We start from the raw sequence: 20,750 nt of genomic DNA, 5'->3' as shown, positions 1-20,750 counted from the left end.
CGTCTGCGAGAGACCGCCCATGCCACAACGCCCATCCTGGAAACGCCTTTCGCGCATCGTGCTGCCCGGCCTGATGGCACTCGCGGGCGCTTCGCCCGCAGCGGCAGCGCCCGCGCTGCCCGAGGGCGCGCGGTCCGCGATCGACCAGCTGCTGCACAAGCAGACCACCGGCCTGCCCGGCAAGGTCACGTTCAGCGTGAAGCTCGCGGGCGCGCTGCCGGCCTGCGAGGACTTCGAGGCCTTCCTGCCCAACGGCACGACGCCCCGGGGACGAATCTCCATCGGCCTGCGCTGCCGCGGCGACAGCGCCTGGACCCGGTTCGTGCCGGCCCAGGTCGCCGTCGAGGGCCGCTACTACGCCGCCGCGCGCGCGATCGAGGCGGGCGAGGCCCTGGGCGCCGCCGACGTGGTCGAGCGCAGCGGCGATCTCGGCGACCTGCCGCGCTCGGTGATCACCGACGCCTCGGCGCTGCAGGGCGTGGTGGCCGCCAACCGCATCGCCGCCGGCGCGCCGCTGCGCAGGGAGCTGATGCGCGGCGTGGTCGTGATCCAGCAGGGCCAGACGGTGCAGCTGGTGGCGCAAGGCCAGGGTTTCACGGTCAGCACCGAAGGCAAGGCCATGACCCGGGCCGAGGTCGGCGCGACCGTACAGGCCAAGACCCGCGACGGCCGCCTGCTCACCGGCGTGGCAGCCGAGGACGGGCAGATCCGGCTGGCCCAGTAGATGGCCCCCACGCTCCCCCACTGCGTGTGGGTCGCTGCCCCCCGAGGGGGCCGCAGGCCGCCTTGGGGCGGCCCGGCGCCGGCCTGGATGGCCCCCACGCTCCCCCACTTCGTGTGGGTCGCTGCCCCCGAGGGGGCCGCAGGCCGCCTTGGGGCGGCCCGGCGCCGGCCTGGATGGCCCCCACGCTCCCCCACTTCGTGTGGGTCGCTGCCCCCGAGGGGGCCGCAGGCCGCCTTGGGGCGGCCCGGCGCCGGCCTGGCCCCGGCCTGGGGGCCCGCCTGGTTTTCCATATGGGCTGCCGATCGAAATTTGTGCAAACTTCAGCCTAAAGTTCTTGCTGCGTCCGCCGATATACGGGTCAGCCCATTGAGGAATCATCTTGAAAATCGATCCCCCCGGCCCCTCGGCCACGCCTTTCAACCGCCCGGCCAAGGCGGCTGCCGCCTCCAAGAGCGGTGTCGCCAGCGCCGCGGCGCCGGTCACGGGACAGGTTCACGCCATGCCCAGCGCGCCCGGTGGCAGTGACTTCGACGCTGCCCGCGTCGCGGCGATCCGCGAGGACATCCGCGCCGGTCGCTACGAGGTCCACCCCGAGCGGATCGCCAGCGGCCTGCTGGCCAGCGTGCGCGACCTGCTCGACCCTGGCCTGAAGCCATGAACACCATGCTGCTCTACCTGCACGCAGAAAAATCCTGCGTCGAGGAGTTCCTGGGCGTCCTCGACCAGGAAGAGCAAGCCATGGCGAATGCCCGCTTTGGCGAACTGCCCGCGCTCACCGAACAGAAAGTCGCGCTGCTGGACCGCATGGCCACGCTGGACCGCCAGCGCGAAACCGCACAGGTGGCGCTGGGATTCGAACCCGGACCGGACGGCGCCGATGCGGCCGCGGCGGCCGCCGGCGAGCCCACGCGCCAAGCCTGGGTCTGCCTGCTGGCGCTGGCCGATGAGGCCAAGGCACGCAATCTGCGCAACGGCTCGATGGTGCACTCACACCTCGATTTCACGCAGCGCGCCCTGCACTTCCTGCAATCGAGCGTCCAGCTGTTCTATGGCCCGGACGGTGCTCGCAAGACGGCGAGCGGCGGCGGCAACCGCCTCGCCCTGGGGTAGCGTCCTGGTCTTGGGGGCAGCGCCCCCACGCAGTGAGGGAGCGGAGGGCAATATCGCTATTTATTGGGATTCAGCAGGGCCTTCTCGCCGGTCGCGTGGCGGGAATAGACCGCGATCCGGTCCAGGCTCAGCGCCTCGACCAGCGAGAGCTCCGCGGTGTAGCGGCTCGCAAACGTGGTCTTGAGCTCGGCCGCCACGCGCGCCTTGAGCTTCGCCGCCCCGTCGGCCCCGATCTTCTGCAGGAACGGGAACAGCAGCCAGCCGCCCATGCCCCACGCCATGCCGAAGCCGCGCGTGAACTCGGTCGGCCCGCGGTCGAGGCCCCCGTAGATGTAGACCTGCTTGTGGATGGGAGAACCATAGCGGCTGTACTCGACCGCGGTCTTGTTCAGCGCCGCTTCCATGCAGGTCAGGATCTGGCCCGCCAGCGTGCCGCCGCCGATGGCGTCGAAGGCCAGGGTGGCGCCGGTGGCGACCAGCGCATCGGTCAGCTCCTGCATGAAGGTCGGCGAGGCGGCATTGCACACGTACTTGGCACCGAGCGCGCGCAGGATGTCTTCCTGCTCCTTCTTGCGCACGATGTTCACCAGGGCGATGCCGTCCTTCAGGCAGATCCGGTTCAGCATCTGGCCGAGATTGGAGGCCGCGGCCGTGTGCACCAGCGCCTTGTGGCCCTCGCGCCGCATGGTCTCGACCATGCCGAGCGCGGTGAGCGGGTTGACGAAGGCGGACGCGCCCTCGGCCGGGGTCGTGCCTTCGGCCAGCGGCATGCACTGGGCGGCGGCGATGCAGCGGTACTGCGTGTACATCGCGCCGCCGAGCACCGCCACGGTCTTGCCGAGCAGCGCCTGGGCCTCCGGCGAGGCACCGGCGGCCACGACCACGCCGGCACCCTCGTTGCCGATCTGCATCGACTGGTCCAGGCGTCCGGCCACGCTCTTCCTCGCGGCCTCCGGAATGCTGGCGGTGACGACCGGCCTCGACGCCGTGCCCGACGCCTTGGCCGTGCGCAGGTCCGCGGCGCCGAACAGCAGGCCAAGGTCCGACGGATTCATGGGTGCGGCCTCGACCCGTACGATCACTTCGTGGGCGGCGGGCTGGGGGATCGCCTCCTCGTTCAGGGACAGCGTCAGTTCGCCGTTGCGGCTGACGAGGGAGCGAAGCTGGAGGGTGGTGGCGGGCAGGGTCATGGGGGGTGTCTCCGGGCTGGGCGGGCCAGTATAGGAGCGGTGGATCAGGCTTGCTCGGCGCGCTGCCGCAGCAGCACGGCGTTGTTCGCGCTGAGCTTGCGGAAGGCTTCGCTGATGCGCCTGTCGGCGGATACCCGCCTCCAGAACATCAGTGCCGCCTCGCAAGCGGCGGTCCATGAAGCGCGTTGGGCGGGCAAGGGCAGCGGCGGCTGGAACTCCCGGCCCGGCAACTCCCCGCCGGCCAGCGGCGCATAGAGCATCGGCAGCATGTCGTAGACCGGCGCCAGCGCCAGGGCGCCTTGCGGCCGGAAACTGAGGTTGCCCAGATGCATGTCGCTGTTGGCGATCAGCCGTCCGAACCACCAGAGATGCTGAATGCGCAATTCATCCTGCGCCGAGAGCCATCCGAGGCCGGCCAGCCGGGCCGCCAGGCGGGTCCAGTCGACCGCACTTTCCCCGATCAACGCGGCATTGACCGTGTCGAGACTCACGAGGCGGCTGCGGCCGAACCTGCCGAGGCGATCGAAGCGCTCCACCTCGAGGAAGGTGCGGCCCGCCTGGGCGACCACGCGGCTGCGCGCGCTCTCGACGCCGGGCATCGTCGCGGCGCATTCCAGCGCCAGGTGCTCGGCCACCAGCAGGTCGGCCCAGCGCCGCACCGCGGGCGAGCCGTCGGCCCCGGAGAACTTCACCAGCACATGGGGCGTCGCCTGTCCGTCCAGGTCTCGCAGCGCCGAGAACTTGGGAAACTCACCCGCAGCGCTCGATCCCGGCACGCCCTGGGCGATGGCTTGTTCGGCCAGCCGCGCGTAGGCGGCGCCGACCTTGGCGCCCGGAATCGGCTCGGGCTCCGAACCCTTGGCCTGCAGCCAGCGCTCGCAGGCCAGGTCGCCCAGGATCAGGTTGCCGCTCACGTCCGAGCCGCTGCGACTCAGGACGAACAGGATGTCATCGTCCGACCATTCGCCCGGGTCCGCCGACACCTCCAGCCGCTGATGTTCCGCGCGCGCGAACTGACGTCCCATGTAGCCCTGGGGCCGCATGTCGTACAGCGGATAGGGAAGCCCGTCCCACCAGCCGTCCCGCGCCTCGTCGACCACCGGCCAGCCGGCGGCCTCGATCGGCATCAGCGCGCCCTGCGGCGCCAAGGGTGCCAGGCGCGCGACGAGCGTGGCCCGGCCGTCGCCATCGATGGCGTACAAGGGCAGATCGGAGGGGTCGCCGCGCAGCGGACGCCTCAAGGCATAGCGTGCGCGGCGCGCCTTGCCGCCGCTCACGACACGGTCGCCGAGCGCCTGCAGCAGGCGATGCAAGGTTGGCACGCTGACGCCCATCTCACCAGCCAGTTCAGCCGCACTGGCCCTCGGGCGTCGCGCCAGCGCGGCGCCCAATCGGTCGGGGACGGCGCGATGGCGGGATTCCATGACTATGAGAAGATTCTTGAGAAGATTCTTTTCATTCTCCCACAGGAGAATTCAGCGTCATGACCCTGTTTTTTGAGAAGATTCTCGAGCGATTCGAAGCTCAAGGCGCCAGATCGGCCGCCCCCGCGTCCGGGAATGCCAGCACCCGGTCGATCCGCCTGCCCTCCAGCGCCGCCACCTCGAAGCACCAGCCCGCGCAGTCGATCCGCTCGCCAACCTCCGGCAGCTGGCCCGAGACGAACATCAGCAGCCCCGCCACGGTGTTGTAGCGTCCGCGATCCTCGTCCGGCAGCTCGCGGATGCCCAGCCGCGCGCGCAGTTCCGAGACCGGCATCAGCCCGTCGAGTTCCCAGACCCCGTCGGGACGCTCGCGGGCCCAGGCTTCGGCATGCGTCGCCACCTGCAGCTCGCCGGTGATCGCCTCCAGCAGGTCGCGCGGCGTCATCAGGCCCTGCACCACGCCGTACTCGTCCACCACGAAGACCAGCCTGCCGGCGCGCGAGCGGAACTGCTCGAGCAGTTCCATGCCGGTCAGCGTCTCGGGCACGAACACGGCCGGCTGGGCCGCCTGCTCCACCGGGCCCTCGTGCGCGGGACCCAGACGCAACAGGTGGGCCACGCTGATCACGCCCACCACGTCGTCCAGCGAGTTGCGGCACACCGGGTACCAGGAATGCACCAGGTTGAGCGCGCCGGCCGCCGACACCGTCTGCAGGCTCTCGGCCACCGTGGACGAGGCCTCGAGCCATTCGATGTCGGCCCGCGGCACCATCAGCGACGACAGGCGCCGGTCGTCCAGGTGGAACACGTTGCGCACCATCTGGTGCTCGTGCATCTCGATCACGCCGGCGTCGACGCCCTCTTCCAGGCTGGCGGAAATCTCTTCCTCGGTCACCACCCGCGCCGCGTTCGAGTCGATGCGCAGCAGCTTCAGAATGGCGGCCGTGACGCTCGACAGCAGCAGCACGAAGGGCTTGGCCCCGGTGGCGAGGCCGCGCATCGGCCGGGCCACGAAGCGCGCCACCGGCTCGGGGTAGAGCTGGCCGATGCGCTTGGGCACCAGCTCGCCGAAGACGATCGTGAAGAAGGTGATGCAGCTCACCACCACCGCGGTCGACGCGACGCTCGCAGTGCCGAAGCCCATGCCCATCTTGCGCATCCACTCGGCGAGCGGCTCCGCGAAGGCCGCCTCGCCGACGATGCCGCTGAGCATGCCGATCGACGTGATGCCGATCTGCACGCTGGACAGGAACTGCGTCGGATCCTCCATCAGCTTGAGCGCCGCGACGGCGCCAGCGTCCCCGGTCTCGGCCAGCGCCGCGAGGCGTGCGCGGCGGCTGGTGGACAGGGCCATTTCGGACATTGCGAACAACGCGTTGAGCGTGGTCAGCAAAGCCAGGAGAAAAACGTCCATGAAGGCGGGAGAGAATGGGGATCATGGCACTTTACTTGATCGGTGACGTGCAGGGCTGCGACGAGCCCCTGCGGCGCCTTCTCGACGACATCGCTTTTTCCCCCAGCCGCGACACCCTGGTGCTGCTGGGCGACCTGGTCAACCGCGGGCCGTCCTCGCTCGAGGTGCTGCGGCGCGTGCAGGGCTACGGCGCGGCAGCGCGGAGCGTGCTGGGCAACCACGACCTGCACCTGCTCGGGGTCGCCCACGGTGCGCAAAAGCACGGCCGCAGGGACACCTTGGCCGGCGTGCTCGATGCGCCCGACCGCGCGGCGCTGCTCGACTGGCTGCGCCAGCAGCCGATGGCGCTGCACCAGCGCGTGGGCGGCGGCGACCTGCTGATGGTGCATGCGGGCGTGCTGCCGCAATGGAGCGTCGAGGACACGATGGCCTGCGCGGCCGAACTCGAGGCGGTGCTGCGCGGCCCGTCGCTGGTCGACTTCCTGCGGACCATGTACGGCAACGAACCCGCGCAATGGAGCGATGCCCTCTCGGGCAGCGAGCGGCTGCGCGTGATCGTCAATGCCCTCACCCGGCTGCGCTTCTGCACGGCCGAGGGCGAGATGGAGTTTGAAAGCAAGGACGGCGCGGCGGCCGCGCCCGAGGGCTTCATGCCCTGGTTCGACGTGCCCGGCCGCAGGACGGCCTCGGCCACCGTGGCCTGCGGACACTGGTCGACGCTCGGCTGGCTGTCACGGCCCGACCTGCTGTCGACCGACACCGGCTGCGTCTGGGGCGGCTGCCTCAGCGCGGTGCGCATCGGTGCGACGCTGCGGGACCGGGAGCTGATCCAAGTCGGCTGCCCGCAAGCCCGGCAGCCGGGCTGATCAACGGATCAGCTGGTTTCGGTGGCCTTGAACAGCGCGGCCACCTTGCGCTTGGTCTTGATGTTGGCCGAGATGCCGCGCGCGGGGGCGGCCTTGGCGGCGGCCTCCCAGGCCGGCTCGGCCTCGCGCACGGGCGCCTCGTAGGGCTGCTCGAAGAAGGGGTCGCGCGGCCCGGCGGGCGCGCGGTGCGGGCGGGTGCTGCGCACCGGGCGCGAATCGGCGCGCTCGCGCGGACGCTCGAGGGTGTCGAGCACGTCGCGCGCGTCGCCGGCCTCGCCCTCTTCGCGCCAATGGCGGCGCCCGTCGTTGATGCGGCCGCGCGGACGGTCTTCCTCGAACTCGACCGGCTCGAGCTCGATCTTCTTCTTGATCAGCTTCTCGATGTCGGCCACCAGGCGGACGTCGTTGCCGCCGCTGGCGAAGCTCACCGCCAGGCCCGAAGCACCGGCGCGGCCGGTGCGGCCGATGCGGTGCACGTAGTCCTCGGCGTTGAACGGGATGTCGAAGTTGAACACCGCCGGCACGTCCTTGATGTCCAGGCCGCGGGCGGCGACGTCGGTGGCGACCAGCAGGTCGACCTCGCCGGCCTTGAAGGCCGCCAGGGCCTTCAGGCGCTCGTCCTGGCTCTTGTCGCCGTGCAGCGCCGTGGTCTTGAGGCCTTCGCGCTCGAGCGAGCGTGCCAGCCGGGCGCAGCCCAGCTTGCTGTTGACGAAGACGAAGGCCTGCGTGATGCCGCGCTGACGCACGATCTGCTTGAGCGCGCGGCGCTTGTCGTCATCGCTGACGCTGTAGAAATGCTGCTCGACCGTGGAGGCCGTCTCGTTCGGCCGCGCCACTTCGATCGTGACCGGGTTCTGCAGGTAGCTGCTCGCCAGGCGCTTGATCTCGGGCGAGAAGGTGGCCGAGAACAGCAGCGTGGTGCGCTGCTTGGGCAGGTAGGACAGGATGCGCTGGAGGTCGGGCAGGAAGCCGATGTCGAGCATGCGGTCGGCCTCGTCGAGCACCACGTACTCGACCTGGTTGAGCACCGCGTTCTTGGCCTCGATGTGGTCGAGCAGCCGGCCCGGCGTGGCGACCAGCACCTCGACGCCCTTCTTGAGCTCGAGGGTCTGGGGCTTCATGTCGATGCCGCCGAACACCACCGTGCTGCGCAGGTTCGTGTATTTGGCGTAGAGCTTGACCTGCTGGGCGACCTGGTCGGCCAGTTCGCGCGTGGGCAGCAGCACCAGCGCGCGCACCGGATGGCGCGCGGGCGACGTGGAGGTGTTCTCATGCTTGAGCATCCGCTGCAGCAGCGGCAGCGAGAACGCCGCCGTCTTGCCGGTGCCGGTCTGCGCCGCACCCATCACGTCCTGGCCCGACAGAACCACCGGAATGGCCTGTTCCTGGATCGGCGTCATTGTCTCGTAGCCCATCTCGGCGACGGCGCGCGCGAGGGGTTCGGCCAGGGAAAGATTGGAGAAGGAGCTTGTCATGAAGCCCTCGATTGTCGCACTTTGGCGAAAAACGCCTGTGACAGCACGGTAACTGCCGCTTTTGCCGCCCCGAAAACAGTGTGAACAGCCCTAGAGAGCCTTGGAGGCGAAAGTGTCGCAATCCTGCATGTTGCCGGACTTGTAGCCGGCACCGAACCAGCGCTGGCGCTGGGCGCTGGTGCCGTGGGTGAAGCTGTCGGGCACCACGGCACGGCCGGCGGAGCGCTGCAGGGCATCGTCACCGATCTTCTGGGCGGCATTCATGGCCGCTTCGATGTCTCCGGGATCCAGCCACTGCTTGGACTGCTGCGAGTGGTGGGCCCAGACGCCGGCCAGGCAGTCGGCCTGCAGTTCGACGCGCACGCTCATGGCATTGTTCTGGGCCGGGCTCAGGCGACCGCGCATCTGGTCGACCTTGCCGGTGATGCCGAGTTCGTCCTGCACGTGGTGGCCGATTTCGTGGGCAATGACGTAGGCCTGCGCAAACACGCCGGGCGCACCGAGCTGGTTCTTGAGCGTGTCGAAAAAGCCCAGGTCGATGTAGACCTTCTGGTCGCCGGGGCAGTAGAAGGGCCCCATGGCCGACTGCCCGGTGCCGCAGGCGGTCGGCGTGGCGCCGCGGAACAGCACCAGCCGCGCGGGCGCATAGCTGCCGCCGTTCTGGCGAAAGAGCTCGCTCCAGACCACCTCGGTGTTCTTCAGCACGGTCGAGACGAAGGCGGCCTCGCGATCCTCGGGCGGCGGCTTGTGGGCCGGCCCCTGCTGCTGCACCTGCGGTGCCGGTTCGCCGCCGCTCAGCAGGCCCAGCACGGTCAGCGGATTGATGCCGAAGACCCAGCCGGCGATCAAGGCCACCGCGATGGTACCGATGCCGATTCCGCGCCCGCCGATCGGCAGGCCGCCCCCGCCACCGCCTTCACGGCGGTCTTCGACGTTGTCGGATTGTTCGTTGCCTTCCCATCTCATGTCGCGCTCCTTGCGGCCTGCCAGCCGGCCATCGCGGAATGGTACGCGCTCGCCAAGACCCTCGTGCTCAGGCTTTCGGAAGGGTGACGCCGCGCTGGCCCTGGTACTTGCCGCCGCGGTCCTTGTAGCTCACCTCGCAGACCTCGTCGCTCTCGAAGAACAGCACCTGGGCGCAACCCTCGCCCGCGTAGATCTTGGCCGGCAGCGGCGTGGTGTTGCTGAATTCCAGCGTGACATAGCCTTCCCACTCGGGCTCGAAGGGCGTGACGTTGACGATGATGCCGCAGCGCGCATAGGTGCTCTTGCCCAGGCAGATGGTCAGCACGTTGCGCGGGATGCGGAAGTACTCGACCGTGCGCGCCAGCGCGAAGCTGTTGGGCGGGATGATGCAGCTGTCGCCGTGGAAGTCGACGAAGCTCTTCTCGTCGAAGTTCTTCGGGTCGACCACGGTGCTGTGGATGTTGGTGAAGACCTTGAACTCGGGCGCGCAGCGGATGTCGTAGCCGTAGCTCGAGGTGCCGTAGCTGATGATCTTGTGGCCGTCCTGCTCGCGGATCTGGCCCGGCTCGAAGGGCTCGATCATGCCGTTCTTCTCGGCCATGCGCCGGATCCACTTGTCGCTCTTGATGCTCATGTCGGGGTCCTTCCTAGGGGCCGCTATTCTAGGCAGCGGCGCCCCCTGGGTCCGCTCAGCCCGGCAAGGCTTGGGAAATCACCGTGCGCTCGATCAGCCGGTCGTCGCCCAGCACGATCAGCGAGAACAGCAGTTCCTCGAGGCTGTTCGCCAGCGCCGTCTTGCGTGCCAGCAGCGGCGTCGCCTTCGGGTCGATCACCAGGAAGTCGGCCTCGCAGCCCGGCTGCAGGTTGCCGATGACGCCGTCGAGGCCCAGCGCACGCGCCGCGCCGCCCGTGTGGCGCCACCAGAGCTGCGACGGCGCGATGCTGACGCCGGGCTTGGTCTGGCCCTCGCGGCCGACGTAGTAGGCGGCCAGCATGGTCGCGAACGGACTGAAGCTGGTGCCGCCGCCGACGTCGCTGGCCAGGCCGTAGGGGTAGCCGATGCGGTCGGCGCCCTCGAAGTCGAAGAAGCCGCTGCCGAGGAACAGGTTGCTGGTCGGGCTGACGGCCGAGGCGGTGCCGGTCTCGCGCATCAGGCGCCGGTCGTCGTCGTCGAAATGGATGCAGTGGGCGTAGACGGCACGCTCGCGCATCAGGCCGAAGCCCGCGTAGACGTCGAGGTACGAACGGGCCTTCGGAAACAGCTCGCGCGCCCACTTGATCTCGTCCTTGTTCTCGGCCACGTGCGAATGAATCCAGGTGTCGGGATATTTCGCCGCCAGCTCGCCCGCACCGCGCAGTTGCGCATCGCTGCTGGTGGGGGCGAAGCGCGGGGTGATGGCGTAGCCCAGGCGGTCCTGGTGGTGCCATTGGCGGATCAGCGCCTCGGTGTCGATCAGGCTTTGTTCGGTCTCGTCGCGCACGCCGTCCGGCGAATGGCGATCCTGCAGCACCTTGCCGGTGATCATGCGCAGCTGGCGCCGCCGGGCCGCCTCGAAGAAGGCCTGGACCGACTGCGGGTGCGAGGTCGCGAAGGTCAGCGAGGTGGTGACGCCGTTGCGCAGCAGTTCGTCGAAGAACACCTCCGCCACCTCGGCCGAATGGACCGGATCGGCGAACCGGCTCTCGGCCGGGAAGGTGTAGTTCTCGAGCCAGGGCAGCAGTCCGTCGGCGGGCGCGCCGATGATGTCGGTCTGCGGAAAATGGATGTGCATGTCGACGAAACCCGGTGCCAGGATCCGTCCCGGCCAGTGGGTGACGGGCACGGCGGGGTGGCGGGCCGCGACGTCGGCGAAGGCGCCGGCGTCCAGCACCCGCTGGCGACCCTGGGCGTCGGGGCCGACGACCAATAGGCCGTCGGAGTCGAAAACCGGCTGGCCGGCGGCGTCGAATCGCAAAAGGGAGGCACGGTAGGCTTGCATGGCCCCGAGGGTAAGGCGGGAACGCCCGTCTGCAATGTGCTTGCCAGTATGGGGGCTATATGTCACAAAGAGTCCGATTGCCCGCGTGACTGTCGGCGCCGATGCGGTCAACGGTCGAACATAATCCCGCAACCCTTTTTCTTACAGGATGACAGCTCGCGACGCCAGCGACCCCCCCGAACGATGAAAGTGCTTCTCGTCGCGAACTACGAACCCGACGCCCAGACCAGCATGCTCGCCTTCCGGCGTGTGCTCGAACGCGAGCTTCCGCGCCTCGGCTGCGAGGTGCGCGTGGTCGCCCCGCCCCCGCGCGTGCAGCGCTTCGCCGGCTCGGGGCGCTGGCGCAAGTGGTTCGGCTACATCGACAAGTTCATTCTCTTCATCCCCTCGCTGGCGCGCCATGCGCGCTGGGCCGATGTCGTCCACGTGACCGACCATTCCAACGCGATGTACATCCCATGGGTCGACAGCAGGCCCAATGTCATCAGTTGCCACGACGTGATCGCGGTGCAGGCCGCCCAGGGGATGGTCGAGGGCTGGAACGTCGGCTGGAGCGGCCGGCTGTTCCAGCGCCTGATCGTCAAGGGACTGGCGCGCGCCGACGTGGTGGCCTGCGCTTCGGACCTGACCCGGCGCGAACTGATCGCCCTGGACGTGGTCCGGGCGTCGAGGGTGACGACCGCACGCCACGGACTGAACGACGATTTTTCTCCGGTACCGCCCGAAGAGGCGCAGCCGCTGGTCGCACGCCTGGGGATCCCTGCCGGGGAACCCTACCTGCTCCACGTCGGCCTGGAGCTGCCCCGCAAGAACCGCCGCAGGGTGCTCGAGACCTTCATCGCGCTGCGGCAGCGCGCGGCCGCCGAGGGCAGGCCCGCCATGGTCGAGCGGCTGGTCTTCGTCGGGCCCGAGCCCGGGCCCGATCTGGTCGAGCTGGCGCGCCAGCATGGCGTCGCTGACCGCATCACGGCGGTGCAAGGCCTCTCTCACCAGGCGCTGCGCGCGGTCTACGCCAGCGCGACGGCCTTGCTCTTTCCTTCGCTTCAGGAAGGCTTCGGGTGGCCGGTGATCGAGGCGCAGGCGTGCGGCTGCCCGGTGTTCACCTCCGATCTCGCGCCGATGAACGAGATCGGCGGGAACGGCGCCGTCTACATGGACCCCAAGGATCCCGCCGCCATGGCCGCCGCGATCGAGCGCGCGGCGCCCCGCCTGGAAGAGATGCGCCGCCAGGGTCTCGCCAACGCCGGGCTCTACGCCCCGGCGCAGATGGCCGCCGGCAACGTGGCCGCCTACCGGCGCGCGATCGAACAACGCGGGCAGCAGCCGTGAGAAAGGCGCTGTCTCTCGGGGTGGTGTTCCTTCCCTGGGTGCTGAAGCGCTGGGTGCTGCGCCGCTTCTGGGGCTACCAGATCGCGGACGGCGCGCGCATCGGCCTGTCCTACATCTTTCCGGGCCGGCTGGTCATGGGGGAAGGCGCCTACATCGGCCACCTGAACGTCGCCATCCATCTGGAACGGCTGGAGTGCGGCGCGCACTCCATCATCGAGCGCTCCAACTGGATCACCGGGCATGCGCTCGCGGGCGGGCACTTCAGGCACCGAACGCAGCGCGATCCGGTGCTCGTGCTCGGCGAGCACGCCGCGATCACGAAGTCGCACATCATCGACTGCACCGACAGGATCGAGATCGGCGCCTTCACCACCATCGCGGGCTACCACTCGCAGCTCATCACGCACGGCATCCACGTGGTCGACGGCCGGCAGGACTGCAAGCCGATCCGCATCGGTGCCTATTGCCTGGTCGGAACGCGGGTCACGGTGCTCGGCGGCGCGGCGCTGCCCGACCGATCGGTGCTCGGCGCGGGCTCCGTCCTCAACAAGGCCCACACCGAGGAATTCGCGGTCTATGCGGGCCAGCCGGCGGTGCGGGTCAAGGGCCTTCCCACCGACGCCGCCTACTTCCATCGCGCCAGCGGCTTCGTCGACTGACCCGCCCGCACCTCATGGCCAGACCCGGTAGACGCGCCCGGTCTGCGCCCCCTCGACGCTGCGGACGTAGGCCAGCGCCGCGCGCGCGGCGGGCACCGATTCGAAGCCGGGAAAGAAGTCGCCGTAGTCCGCCAGCGATTCGGTCAGCACCGTCGGGCTGACCGCATTGATGCGCAGGCCGCGTGGCAGCTCGATGGCGGCCGCGCGCACGAAGCCCTCGACCGCCGCGTTGACCGCGGTCGCGTTGGCGCCCTGGCGGATCGGCTCGTCGGCCACGATGCCGGTGGTCAGCGTGATCGAACCGCCGTCGCGCAGCGCGTGCTGGCCGAGCAGCGCCAGCCGCACCTGGCCGAGCAGCTTGTCCTGCAGGCCGAGGTTGAAATCGACCGGGCGCATCGCCTCCAGCGGGCCGAAGAACACGCCGCCTGCGGCCGAGACGATCGCGTCGACCGGACCGACCGCATCGAACAGCGCGGTCACGCTGGCATCGCTCGTGATGTCGACCGGGTGGGCGCCATGCCGCCGGCCGACACCGACGACCTCGTGCCGGGACGCCAGGGCCGACGCGACCGCGCTGCCGACGGCGCCGCTCGCGCCGACAAGAAGAATCTTCATGGGGAACTCCAGATCAATGAGACAAAAGCCATTGTTTTACGAATGCTTGATTCGATAAACGGTCTTTGGCTTCGCTCATTCGAAACTTATAGTTCGGAATATGGACAAACTGCGCGCCATGGAAGTCTTCGTTGCCGCCATCGATGCCGGCAGCTTCGCGGGCGCCGCACGGACCCTGGACCTCTCGGCGGTGATGGTCGGCAAGCATATCCAGGCCCTCGAAACCCAGCTCGGCGCGCGCCTGCTCGAGCGCAGCACGCGCCGCCACCGGCTGACCGAGATCGGCGCGGCCTACCTGGAGCGCTGCCGCGACGTGCTCGCCAGCGTGCACACCGCCGACGGAGTGGCCGAATCGCTGCGCGCGGTGCCGCAGGGCACGCTGCGGGTCACGGCGCCTGTGGCCTACGGCGCGCAGCGGCTGATGCCGGTCATCGGCGACTACATGGCGGCCCATCCACAGGTGCGGGTGGAGCTCCATCTCAACGACCGGGTGATCGACCTGGCGGAGGAAGGCTTCGATTGCGGCGTGCGCTCGGGCGCTCCGGTGGACGACCGGTGGGTGGCGCGCCCGCTGGCGCGCTCGCGCCTGTTCGCGGTCGCGAGCCCGGGCTTCGTCGCCCGCCACGGGGCGCCGCGTCATCCCTCGGCGCTGGAGACCTTGCCGCTGCTGTCCTTCGCGGCCTGGGGCCCGGCGCATTCATGGCGCTTCACGCGCGAGGGCGAGACCGTGCACGTGCGGGTCAACGGCCCGCTGGTGAGCAACAACGGACAGGCGCTGCTCACCGCGGCCATCCAGGGCGTCGGCGTGATCGTCCAGGCCGAACCGCTGCTCGCCCCGGCGCTGGCAGCGGGCCAGGTCGTGCAACTGCTGCCGGACTGGGAGCTGCCGGCCAGCGACGTGTACATCGTCCGGCTGCCTGAGGCGCGGCCGAGCGCCAAACTGCGCAGCTTCGTGGACTTCGTGGTGGATCGGCTGGGTTGACCGTCGCCCCAGGGCCGGCCCGGCCCCGGCCGGAGGCCGCTCAGGGCGTCCGGCGCGCGACCTTGCCTTGCACGCCTTCGACCAGCCAGTTCATCTTGAGGATCTGCTCGTCGTCGAGGGCCTGGCCCTTCGCGATCACCACCCGGCCCTCGTTGTCGCGCACGTCGGCCGCGGCGCGGAAAGGCTGCAGCCGGCCGGCCGCGATGTCCGTCTGGCGCGCCAGCACCTCGTCCTGCACCGCCTTCGGCACCTTGGGGCCGAAGTCGCCGACCCGGATCATTCCCTCCTTGACGCCGCCCCAGACGCTGCCGCTCTTCCAGCTGCCGTCGAGGGCCGCGCGGGCGCGCTCGGTGTAGTAGTTGCCCCACTGGTGGGTGACGGCGACGATCTGCGCGTCGGGGGCGACCTTGCGCATGTCGGAGTGGTAGGCCACCGCCATCATGCCGCGCTCCTGCGCCGCGGCCATGACCGCGGTCGAGCCGGTGTGGAAGGCGATCACGTCGACGTCCTGGTTGAACAGGGTCATCGCGGCGTCGCGCTCCTTCGGCGGATCGACCCAGGCATCGAGCCACACGACCTTGACCTGCGCCTTCGGATCGACCGAGCGCATGCCGAGCGTGAAGGCGTTGATGCCCTGCAGCACTTCGGGGATCGGGAAGCCGGCGACGTAGCCCGCGACGTGGGTCTTCGTCAGGCGCCCGGCGGCGACGCCGGCCAGGTAGCGGCCCTCGTAGTAGCGCGCGTTGGCGATCGCCACGTTGGGCGCGGTCTTGTAGCCGGTGATCGACTCGAACTTCACGTCGGGGAAGTCGCGCGCCACCTTGAGCGTCGGCTCCATGTAGCCGAAGCTGGACGTGAAGATGAGCTTGTTGCCCTGGCGCGCCAGGTCGCGGATCACGCGCTCGGCGTCGGCGCCCTCGGCGACGTTCTCGACATAGGTGGTTTTCACCTTGGCGCCGAGCGCGGCTTCGACCGCCTTGCGGCCGTCCTCGTGCTGGCGGACCCAGCCGGCGTCGGTCACCGGCGCGACGTAGACGAAGCCGATCTTCAACGGATCGGCCGCCGGCGCGGGTTGGGAAAAAGAAGGCGATAAAAAACAGGCGGCCGCAAGCGCGGCTGCGAGGTTTTTGTACATGGTGTTCCTCTACATGGCCCCAGAATGAAAGAGACGCTGCGGGGCAGCAGCGCCGGAAGCGATTTTACCCGCAGCCTCGGCCGCGCCCTGGCGCGGCAGAATGCGGGCACCAAGGATGGGCACTCATGCAGCGATCACACCGATGCCATCGATCCCGGACCCACGTCGCATGGCGATAGACGCCACGATGCCGGGCACCGCCGAAGTTGTCGCCACCGTCTCGCCGGCCGACGCCGAGCGCCAGCTGCGCGAGCGCCGGCGCCTGTTGCGCTTCCTGTTGCGCCTGGGCCACCTGCTGCTGGCCACCGGGGCCGCGGCGGGCGTGGTCGAGACCAGCCTGCGGCGCTTGGCGCAGACCTACAAGGTCGACCATTTCAACGTGCTGGCGCTGCCCACCGTGGTGTTCGTGAACTTCGCCGACGAAGAGGTGCAGCAGATCGAATTCACCGCCGAGCAGGGCCTGGTGCTGCGATTCGACCAGATCGAGGCCGCCTACGAGCTGGCGCGCGATGCCGAGCGGGCGCCGATCGATCCCGCCGAAGGGCTCAAGCGCATCAACGCCATCCTCGCGATGCAGCCGCCGCTCGGCCTGGCGTGGGGGGTGCTGGGCCATGTGCTGGTGACCGTGGGCATCGCGCTGGTGCTGCGGCCCTCGGCCGACGTGGTGGGTGCGGCGGCCTTTTTCGGCCTGGTGGTCGGCGTGCTCAAGGTGCTGGCGCGCAACCGCGGCGTCATCACCACGCTGCTGCCCACGGTGGCGGCCTTCGTGGTGACGCTGGTGTCGCTGCTGGCCGCCCGCCACGGCTTCGCGGCCAGCCCGATCTACGTGCTGGTGGCGTCGCTGGTCACCTTCCTGCCCGGCGGCACGCTCGCCATCGCCACCATCGAGCTGGCCTATGGGGACGTGGTCTCGGGCGGCACCCGCCTCGTTTCCGGCCTGCTGCAGCTGGTGTTCCTGGTGCTCGGCATGCTGGCGGCCGCTTCGATCATCGGCCTGCCGCCGGACACGCTGCTGGTGCCGGTGGCCGACGCCGCCGTCCGCGCCTGGGCGCCGTGGCTCGGGGTGTTCCTGTTCGGCATCGGCCACACGCTGCACTATTCGGCCCGCCTGAGCACCCTGCCCTGGCTGCTGGCGCTGCTGTGCGTCGCACAGGCCGGCCAGCTGGTCGGCAACGCGGTCTTCGGCGGCTACATGAGCGGCTTCGTCGCCGCGCTGCTGATCACGCCGGCCTCCTACATGGTCCAGTACCGGCTGGGCGGCCCGCCGTCCATGGTGACCTTCACGCCCGCGCTGTGGCTGCTGGTCCCCGGCTCGCTGGGCCTGATCGGCATGGCGGAACTGGTCGGCAACGACCGGCTCGCGGGGCTCGAGAACTTCATCGCGACGCTGTTCTCGATCGTGGCGATCGCGCTCGGCTCGGTGATCGGCACCGGCGTCTACAACGCGCTGTTCGAGCCGGTGCTGCAGCGCGCCGGCACGATGGCGGACGTCATGCTGCGCTACCTGCGCCTGCGCCGCTGAACGTCCGGAGCGTGGGGCTCAGGCGAAAGATTCGAACACCGCGTCGAGCCGGTCGGCATAGGCCCGCTTCGCGGCGGCGTCGACGAAGCTGCCCTCGAAGCTGTTGGCCGCGAGCTGCCAGGCGTGCTGCGCGGTGAGGCCGGTGGCGGCGAAGGTCTCGGTGAAGTTCTGGTTCAGGTAGCCGCCGAAGTAGGCCGGGTCGTCCGAGTTGACGGTCGCCACCAGCCCGGCGTCGAGCAAGGCGCGCAAGTTGTGCTGCGCCAGGTCGGGGAAGACGCAGAGCTTGAGGTTGGAGAGCGGACACACGGTCAGCGGAATGCGGTCCTGGGCCAGCCGCTTCATGAGCGCGGCGTCCTTGGTGCTCTGCACGCCGTGATCGATGCGCTCGACCTTGAGCACGTCGAGCGCGCTCCATACATAGGCCGGCGGTCCCTCCTCGCCTGCATGGGCGACCAGGTGGAAGCCGAGTTCGCGGCAGCGCGCGAACACGCGCGCGAACTTCTCGGGCGGATGGCCGAGCTCGCTCGAATCGAGGCCGACGCCGATGAAGCGGTCGCGCAAAGGCAACGCTTGTTCGAGCGTGGCGAAGGCATCCTCCTCGCTCAGATGGCGCAGGAAGCACAGGATCAGCGCGGCATCGACGCCGAGCTTCGCCTTGGCGTCGACACAGGCGCGGTGCAGGCCGTCGATCACGGTCTGCATCGCGACGCCGCGCTCGGTGTGGGTCTGCGGGTCGAAGAACATCTCGGTGCGCAGCACGTTGTCGGCCGCCGCGCGCTCCAGGTAGGCCCAGGCCATGTCGTAGAAATCCTGCTCCTTCAGGAGCACGCTGGCGCCGGCGTAGTAGATGTCGAGAAAGGTCTGCAGGTTGGTGAAGGCATAGGCGGCGCGCAGCGCCTCCACGCTCGCATAGGGGATGGCGACGCCGTTGCGCTGCGCCAGCGCGAAGATCAGCTCGGGCTCGAGCGAACCCTCGATGTGGATGTGCAGTTCGGCCTTGGGCATGGCGCGCAGCAGCGCGGGCAGGCGGTCGGCGGCGATGTCGGGAACGGTGCGGCGGGGCGGGTTCATCAGCAGACTCCGAAGGTGATGCCGCGCGTCTTCAGGTGGCGGCGGTAGAGGGAAGAGGCCTTGTCGGCCACCGTGTGAAGTTCGGCCCGCAGGTCCAGCGGCAGGCGGCGCGGCCGCTGCGATTCGAGCACCGGCTTGTCCTGCAGGAAGATCGTGTCCTGGAAGGCCCGCAGCGCCGCGTCGTCGCGCTCGAAGTCGGCGGTCGCGAACCGGAACCAGACCCGGCTGCGCTCGGGGTCGACCGGGCAGATGTAGAGCGCGATCGATTCGCGGTAGTCGTCGATGCCGACGCTCGCGGCCTCGGGCACCTTGGTCAGCACCGCGGCATAGGGGGCCATGACCTCGTAGCTGTACTCGACCTGCGCCGGCGCGGTCGAATGGACGGTCGACTGCGGCTGCCAGGCCTTGCAGCCGGTCGCGAGCAGGCCCCGCGGCGTCGGCTCGACCCGGTAGTCGTCGATCGCCGTCATCCCGCGGGCGCCGAGCCAGCCCTCGTGGACGAATCCGAAGTGCGCCATGTCGAGGAAATTCTCCACCAGCCGGGGCGCGCTGGTCTCGACCTCGTAGGGGCCGCAGTTGAGCTTGCGCAGGCGCGGGTCGTCCTCCGCGGCGAAAGCGGGCGGCGCTTCATCGCCCGCCTCCGCCGCCTCGAGCCGGACCCACACCAGCCCTTGCGCTTCGCGCGCCGCATGGGCGGTGACGCGGTGCGTGGCCGGCGGCACGAAGTCCGGCAGCGCCGGCACCCGGGTGCAGCGGCCGCCGGCCTCGAAGCGCCAGCCGTGGTACGGGCATTCCAGGCGCGCGCCACCGCCTTCGCAGGCCACCACGCGGCCCAGCGAGAGCTGCGCGCCGCGGTGCGGACAGCGGTCCGCCCAGGCGTGAACGGCCGACGCCTCGTCGCGCCACAGCACCAGGTCTTCGCCGAGCAGTCGCACGGCCAGCGGCGCGTCCCGTACCTGGTCCGCCAGCACCACCGGATGCCAGAGTCGTCTTTCAATCATCGTGGAACCTCAAACGAAAAAAGGGTTGCCCCAAGGACAACCCTTCGCACCGGAATCCGGGGCCTTCGATTACTTCTTTTCGCCGCCCGGCACCTTGCCTTCGACGCCCTTGACGTAGAAGTTGACGCCACTCAGGAACTTGTCGTCGGCCACCGCACCGGCGGCCACCACTTCCTTGCCGTCCTGGTCGACGATCGGGCCCTTCCAGATCGAGAAGCTGCCGTCCTTCAGGCCCTTCTTGACTTCCTCGATCTTGGCCTTGGTCTCGGCCGGCACGTCCTCGGCGATCGACACCAGGTCGATCGCGCCTTCCTTCACGCCCCACCAGGTCTGGCCGGTGACCCACTTGCCGTCGAGCATCTCCTGCACCGCCTTGGTGTAGTACGGTGCCCAGTTGATCACGGCCGAGCCCAGGTGGGCCTTGGGGCCGTAGGCGGTCATGTCGGAATCCCAGCCGAAGGCGCGCTTGCCCTTTTCCTGCGCGGTCTTGAGCACGGCCGGCGAATCGGTGTTCTGGAACAGTACGTCGGCGCCGCCGTTGATCAGCGCGGTGGCGGCTTCGGTTTCCTTCGGCGGGCTGAACCATTCGTTGACCCACACCACCTTGGTCGTGACCTTCGGGTTGACCGACTGCGCGCCCAGCGTGAAGCTGTTGATGTTGCGCAGCACCTCGGGGATCGGCACCGAGCCGACCACGCCCAGCGTGTTGCTCTTGGTCATCGAGCCCGCGATGACGCCGGCCATGTAGGCGCCCTCGTAGGTGCGGCTGTCGTAGGTGCGCATGTTCTCGGCCGTCTTGTAGCCGGTGGCATGCTCGAACTTGACTTCCTTGTTGTCCGCCGCGACCTTCAGCATCGGCTCCATGTAGCCGAAGGTGGTGCCGAAGATCAGCTTGTTGCCCTGGCTGACCATGTCGCGGAACACGCGTTCGGCGTCGGCGCTCTCGGGCACGCTCTCGACGAAGGTGGTCTTGATCTTGTCGCCGAATTCCTTCTCGACCGCCTTGCGCGCGTTGTCGTGCGCGAACGACCAGCCGCCGTCGCCGACCGGGCCGACGTAGGCGAAAGCGATGTTCAGCGGTGCCGCCGGCGCGGGTGCCGCAGCGCTCGGCGCCGGGGCCGCGGGTGCGGCGGCCGGCGCGGCTGCTTCTTCCTTCTTGCCGCAGCCGATGAGGGCGGCCGAAGCGACCGCCGTGACGGCGGCCAGCTTGAGCAGGGAACGCTTGTTCAGATCATTCATTGTTTGACATCCTCGAAGGACAGGTTGACGGAGAAACAAAACGAAACGT

The 20,750-nt window shown here is 69.3% G+C and carries 20 protein-coding genes; 8 read left to right on the top strand and 12 right to left on the bottom strand.

The features are described 5' to 3' along the window. Positions 1–19 precede the first annotated feature (19 nt). From flgA to AC1D2O_RS21905, 3 genes are all read left to right on the top strand, one after another. Positions 20–724 carry a flagellar basal body P-ring formation chaperone FlgA gene (gene flgA / locus AC1D2O_RS21915; RefSeq protein WP_478157900.1) on the top strand — a complete coding sequence of 235 codons (705 nt, stop codon included), beginning with the start codon at positions 20–22 and terminating at the stop codon, positions 722–724. 379 nt (positions 725–1,103) lie between these two features. After that, a complete protein-coding gene (flgM, locus tag AC1D2O_RS21910; protein ID WP_478090033.1) occupies positions 1,104–1,382 on the top strand; it encodes a flagellar biosynthesis anti-sigma factor FlgM in 279 nt (92 codons plus the stop codon). After that, positions 1,379–1,834, top strand: coding sequence for a flagella synthesis protein FlgN (locus AC1D2O_RS21905; RefSeq protein ID WP_478157899.1), 456 nt, complete (start codon positions 1,379–1,381; stop codon positions 1,832–1,834). Before flgM ends, AC1D2O_RS21905 begins: the two co-directional genes overlap by 4 nt. Before the next feature lie 56 nt (positions 1,835–1,890). Here AC1D2O_RS21905 and AC1D2O_RS21900 read toward each other — a convergent pair whose 3' ends face one another. The 3 genes from AC1D2O_RS21900 to AC1D2O_RS21890 form a co-directional block, all read right to left on the bottom strand. After that, on the bottom strand, positions 1,891–3,024 hold the full coding sequence (locus AC1D2O_RS21900) for a zinc-binding dehydrogenase (RefSeq protein ID WP_478090035.1): 1,134 nt from the start codon (positions 3,022–3,024) through the stop codon (positions 1,891–1,893). A gap of 44 nt (positions 3,025–3,068) precedes the next feature. Continuing rightward, a complete protein-coding gene (gene yjjJ / locus AC1D2O_RS21895; RefSeq protein WP_478090036.1) occupies positions 3,069–4,448 on the bottom strand; it encodes a type II toxin-antitoxin system HipA family toxin YjjJ in 1,380 nt (459 codons plus the stop codon). 100 nt (positions 4,449–4,548) lie between these two features. Continuing rightward, on the bottom strand, positions 4,549–5,862 hold the full coding sequence (locus AC1D2O_RS21890) for a hemolysin family protein (protein WP_478090037.1): 1,314 nt from the start codon (positions 5,860–5,862) through the stop codon (positions 4,549–4,551). A gap of 23 nt (positions 5,863–5,885) precedes the next feature. Here AC1D2O_RS21890 and AC1D2O_RS21885 point away from each other — a divergent pair, with 23 nt between their 5' ends. Further along, positions 5,886–6,728, top strand: a complete 843-nt coding sequence (locus tag AC1D2O_RS21885; protein WP_478090038.1) for a symmetrical bis(5'-nucleosyl)-tetraphosphatase — start codon at positions 5,886–5,888, stop codon at positions 6,726–6,728. An 8-nt stretch (positions 6,729–6,736) separates the two neighbouring features. Here the strand turns inward: AC1D2O_RS21885 and AC1D2O_RS21880 are convergent, their stop codons facing one another. The 4 genes from AC1D2O_RS21880 to guaD form a co-directional block, all read right to left on the bottom strand. Next, a complete protein-coding gene (locus AC1D2O_RS21880; protein WP_478157898.1) occupies positions 6,737–8,203 on the bottom strand; it encodes a DEAD/DEAH box helicase in 1,467 nt (488 codons plus the stop codon). Positions 8,204–8,293: 90 nt separating this feature from the next. Beyond that, positions 8,294–9,169, bottom strand: coding sequence for a KPN_02809 family neutral zinc metallopeptidase (ypfJ, locus tag AC1D2O_RS21875; protein ID WP_478093062.1), 876 nt, complete (start codon positions 9,167–9,169; stop codon positions 8,294–8,296). Between the two features lie 67 nt (positions 9,170–9,236). Then, on the bottom strand, positions 9,237–9,803 hold the full coding sequence (gene dcd, locus AC1D2O_RS21870; RefSeq protein WP_286371529.1) for a dCTP deaminase: 567 nt from the start codon (positions 9,801–9,803) through the stop codon (positions 9,237–9,239). A gap of 55 nt (positions 9,804–9,858) precedes the next feature. Beyond that, complete coding sequence (guaD, locus tag AC1D2O_RS21865; RefSeq protein ID WP_478093060.1) at positions 9,859–11,148, bottom strand: guanine deaminase; 1,290 nt, start codon at positions 11,146–11,148, stop codon at positions 9,859–9,861. A gap of 183 nt (positions 11,149–11,331) precedes the next feature. Between guaD and AC1D2O_RS21860 the strand changes: the two genes are divergently transcribed. Together AC1D2O_RS21860 and AC1D2O_RS21855 are read left to right on the top strand one after the other, a co-directional pair. Beyond that, a complete protein-coding gene (locus tag AC1D2O_RS21860; protein WP_478093058.1) occupies positions 11,332–12,477 on the top strand; it encodes a glycosyltransferase family 4 protein in 1,146 nt (381 codons plus the stop codon). Continuing rightward, positions 12,474–13,136 (top strand): acyltransferase, encoded by a 663-nt coding sequence (locus tag AC1D2O_RS21855; protein WP_478157897.1) that lies wholly within the window; start codon positions 12,474–12,476, stop codon positions 13,134–13,136. Before AC1D2O_RS21860 ends, AC1D2O_RS21855 begins: the two co-directional genes overlap by 4 nt. 12 nt (positions 13,137–13,148) lie before the next feature. Here the strand turns inward: AC1D2O_RS21855 and AC1D2O_RS21850 are convergent, their stop codons facing one another. Beyond that, positions 13,149–13,751: a short chain dehydrogenase gene (locus AC1D2O_RS21850; RefSeq protein ID WP_478157896.1), complete on the bottom strand. Its 603-nt coding sequence runs from the start codon at positions 13,749–13,751 to the stop codon at positions 13,149–13,151. 100 nt (positions 13,752–13,851) lie between these two features. Here AC1D2O_RS21850 and AC1D2O_RS21845 point away from each other — a divergent pair, with 100 nt between their 5' ends. Continuing rightward, a complete protein-coding gene (locus AC1D2O_RS21845) occupies positions 13,852–14,733 on the top strand; it encodes a LysR family transcriptional regulator (protein ID WP_478093355.1) in 882 nt (293 codons plus the stop codon). Between the two features lie 40 nt (positions 14,734–14,773). Here the strand turns inward: AC1D2O_RS21845 and AC1D2O_RS21840 are convergent, their stop codons facing one another. Then, positions 14,774–15,868: a BMP family ABC transporter substrate-binding protein gene (locus AC1D2O_RS21840; RefSeq protein ID WP_478093353.1), complete on the bottom strand. Its 1,095-nt coding sequence runs from the start codon at positions 15,866–15,868 to the stop codon at positions 14,774–14,776. 169 nt (positions 15,869–16,037) lie between these two features. On the opposite strand from AC1D2O_RS21840, the gene AC1D2O_RS21835 reads away from it, so the two are divergent. Then, positions 16,038–17,390 (top strand): threonine/serine exporter family protein, encoded by a 1,353-nt coding sequence (locus AC1D2O_RS21835; protein ID WP_478093352.1) that lies wholly within the window; start codon positions 16,038–16,040, stop codon positions 17,388–17,390. 18 nt (positions 17,391–17,408) lie between these two features. Here the strand turns inward: AC1D2O_RS21835 and AC1D2O_RS21830 are convergent, their stop codons facing one another. From AC1D2O_RS21830 to AC1D2O_RS21820, 3 genes are all read right to left on the bottom strand, one after another. Beyond that, positions 17,409–18,461 (bottom strand): adenosine deaminase, encoded by a 1,053-nt coding sequence (locus AC1D2O_RS21830; RefSeq protein ID WP_478157895.1) that lies wholly within the window; start codon positions 18,459–18,461, stop codon positions 17,409–17,411. Then, positions 18,461–19,462 (bottom strand): aromatic ring-hydroxylating dioxygenase subunit alpha, encoded by a 1,002-nt coding sequence (locus AC1D2O_RS21825; RefSeq protein WP_478157894.1) that lies wholly within the window; start codon positions 19,460–19,462, stop codon positions 18,461–18,463. Before AC1D2O_RS21825 ends, AC1D2O_RS21830 begins: the two co-directional genes overlap by 1 nt. A 69-nt stretch (positions 19,463–19,531) precedes the next feature. Further along, entirely contained in the window at positions 19,532–20,701 is a 1,170-nt protein-coding gene (locus AC1D2O_RS21820; RefSeq protein WP_478092142.1) for a BMP family ABC transporter substrate-binding protein, read from the bottom strand. Between the last annotated feature and the right edge of the window lie 49 nt (positions 20,702–20,750).

This window comes from Variovorax sp. P1_G12 (genome assembly GCF_056405555.1).
The sequence above is the reverse complement of the archived record's forward strand: the minus strand, read 5'-3'. Positions and strand labels throughout refer to the sequence as shown.

Excerpts from the sequence above, each read along its gene's own strand:
- AC1D2O_RS21830 (WP_478157895.1), bottom strand. The coding sequence starts at position 18,461 with ATGAACCCGCCCCGCCGCACCGTTCCCGACATCGCCGCCGACCGCCTG.
- ypfJ (WP_478093062.1), bottom strand. The coding sequence starts at position 9,169 with ATGAGATGGGAAGGCAACGAACAATCCGACAACGTCGAAGACCGCCGT.
- guaD (WP_478093060.1), bottom strand. The coding sequence starts at position 11,148 with ATGCAAGCCTACCGTGCCTCCCTTTTGCGATTCGACGCCGCCGGCCAG.
- dcd (WP_286371529.1), bottom strand. The coding sequence starts at position 9,803 with ATGAGCATCAAGAGCGACAAGTGGATCCGGCGCATGGCCGAGAAGAAC.
- AC1D2O_RS21890 (WP_478090037.1), bottom strand. The coding sequence starts at position 5,862 with ATGGACGTTTTTCTCCTGGCTTTGCTGACCACGCTCAACGCGTTGTTC.
- AC1D2O_RS21845 (WP_478093355.1), top strand. The coding sequence starts at position 13,852 with ATGGACAAACTGCGCGCCATGGAAGTCTTCGTTGCCGCCATCGATGCC.
- AC1D2O_RS21835 (WP_478093352.1), top strand. The coding sequence starts at position 16,038 with ATGGCGATAGACGCCACGATGCCGGGCACCGCCGAAGTTGTCGCCACC.
- AC1D2O_RS21820 (WP_478092142.1), bottom strand. The coding sequence starts at position 20,701 with ATGAATGATCTGAACAAGCGTTCCCTGCTCAAGCTGGCCGCCGTCACG.
- AC1D2O_RS21880 (WP_478157898.1), bottom strand. The coding sequence starts at position 8,203 with ATGACAAGCTCCTTCTCCAATCTTTCCCTGGCCGAACCCCTCGCGCGC.
- AC1D2O_RS21840 (WP_478093353.1), bottom strand. The coding sequence starts at position 15,868 with ATGTACAAAAACCTCGCAGCCGCGCTTGCGGCCGCCTGTTTTTTATCG.
- AC1D2O_RS21825 (WP_478157894.1), bottom strand. The coding sequence starts at position 19,462 with ATGATTGAAAGACGACTCTGGCATCCGGTGGTGCTGGCGGACCAGGTA.
- AC1D2O_RS21850 (WP_478157896.1), bottom strand. The coding sequence starts at position 13,751 with ATGAAGATTCTTCTTGTCGGCGCGAGCGGCGCCGTCGGCAGCGCGGTC.
- AC1D2O_RS21885 (WP_478090038.1), top strand. The coding sequence starts at position 5,886 with ATGGCACTTTACTTGATCGGTGACGTGCAGGGCTGCGACGAGCCCCTG.
- AC1D2O_RS21860 (WP_478093058.1), top strand. The coding sequence starts at position 11,332 with ATGAAAGTGCTTCTCGTCGCGAACTACGAACCCGACGCCCAGACCAGC.
- flgA (WP_478157900.1), top strand. The coding sequence starts at position 20 with ATGCCACAACGCCCATCCTGGAAACGCCTTTCGCGCATCGTGCTGCCC.
- yjjJ (WP_478090036.1), bottom strand. The coding sequence starts at position 4,448 with ATGGAATCCCGCCATCGCGCCGTCCCCGACCGATTGGGCGCCGCGCTG.
- AC1D2O_RS21900 (WP_478090035.1), bottom strand. The coding sequence starts at position 3,024 with ATGACCCTGCCCGCCACCACCCTCCAGCTTCGCTCCCTCGTCAGCCGC.
- AC1D2O_RS21905 (WP_478157899.1), top strand. The coding sequence starts at position 1,379 with ATGAACACCATGCTGCTCTACCTGCACGCAGAAAAATCCTGCGTCGAG.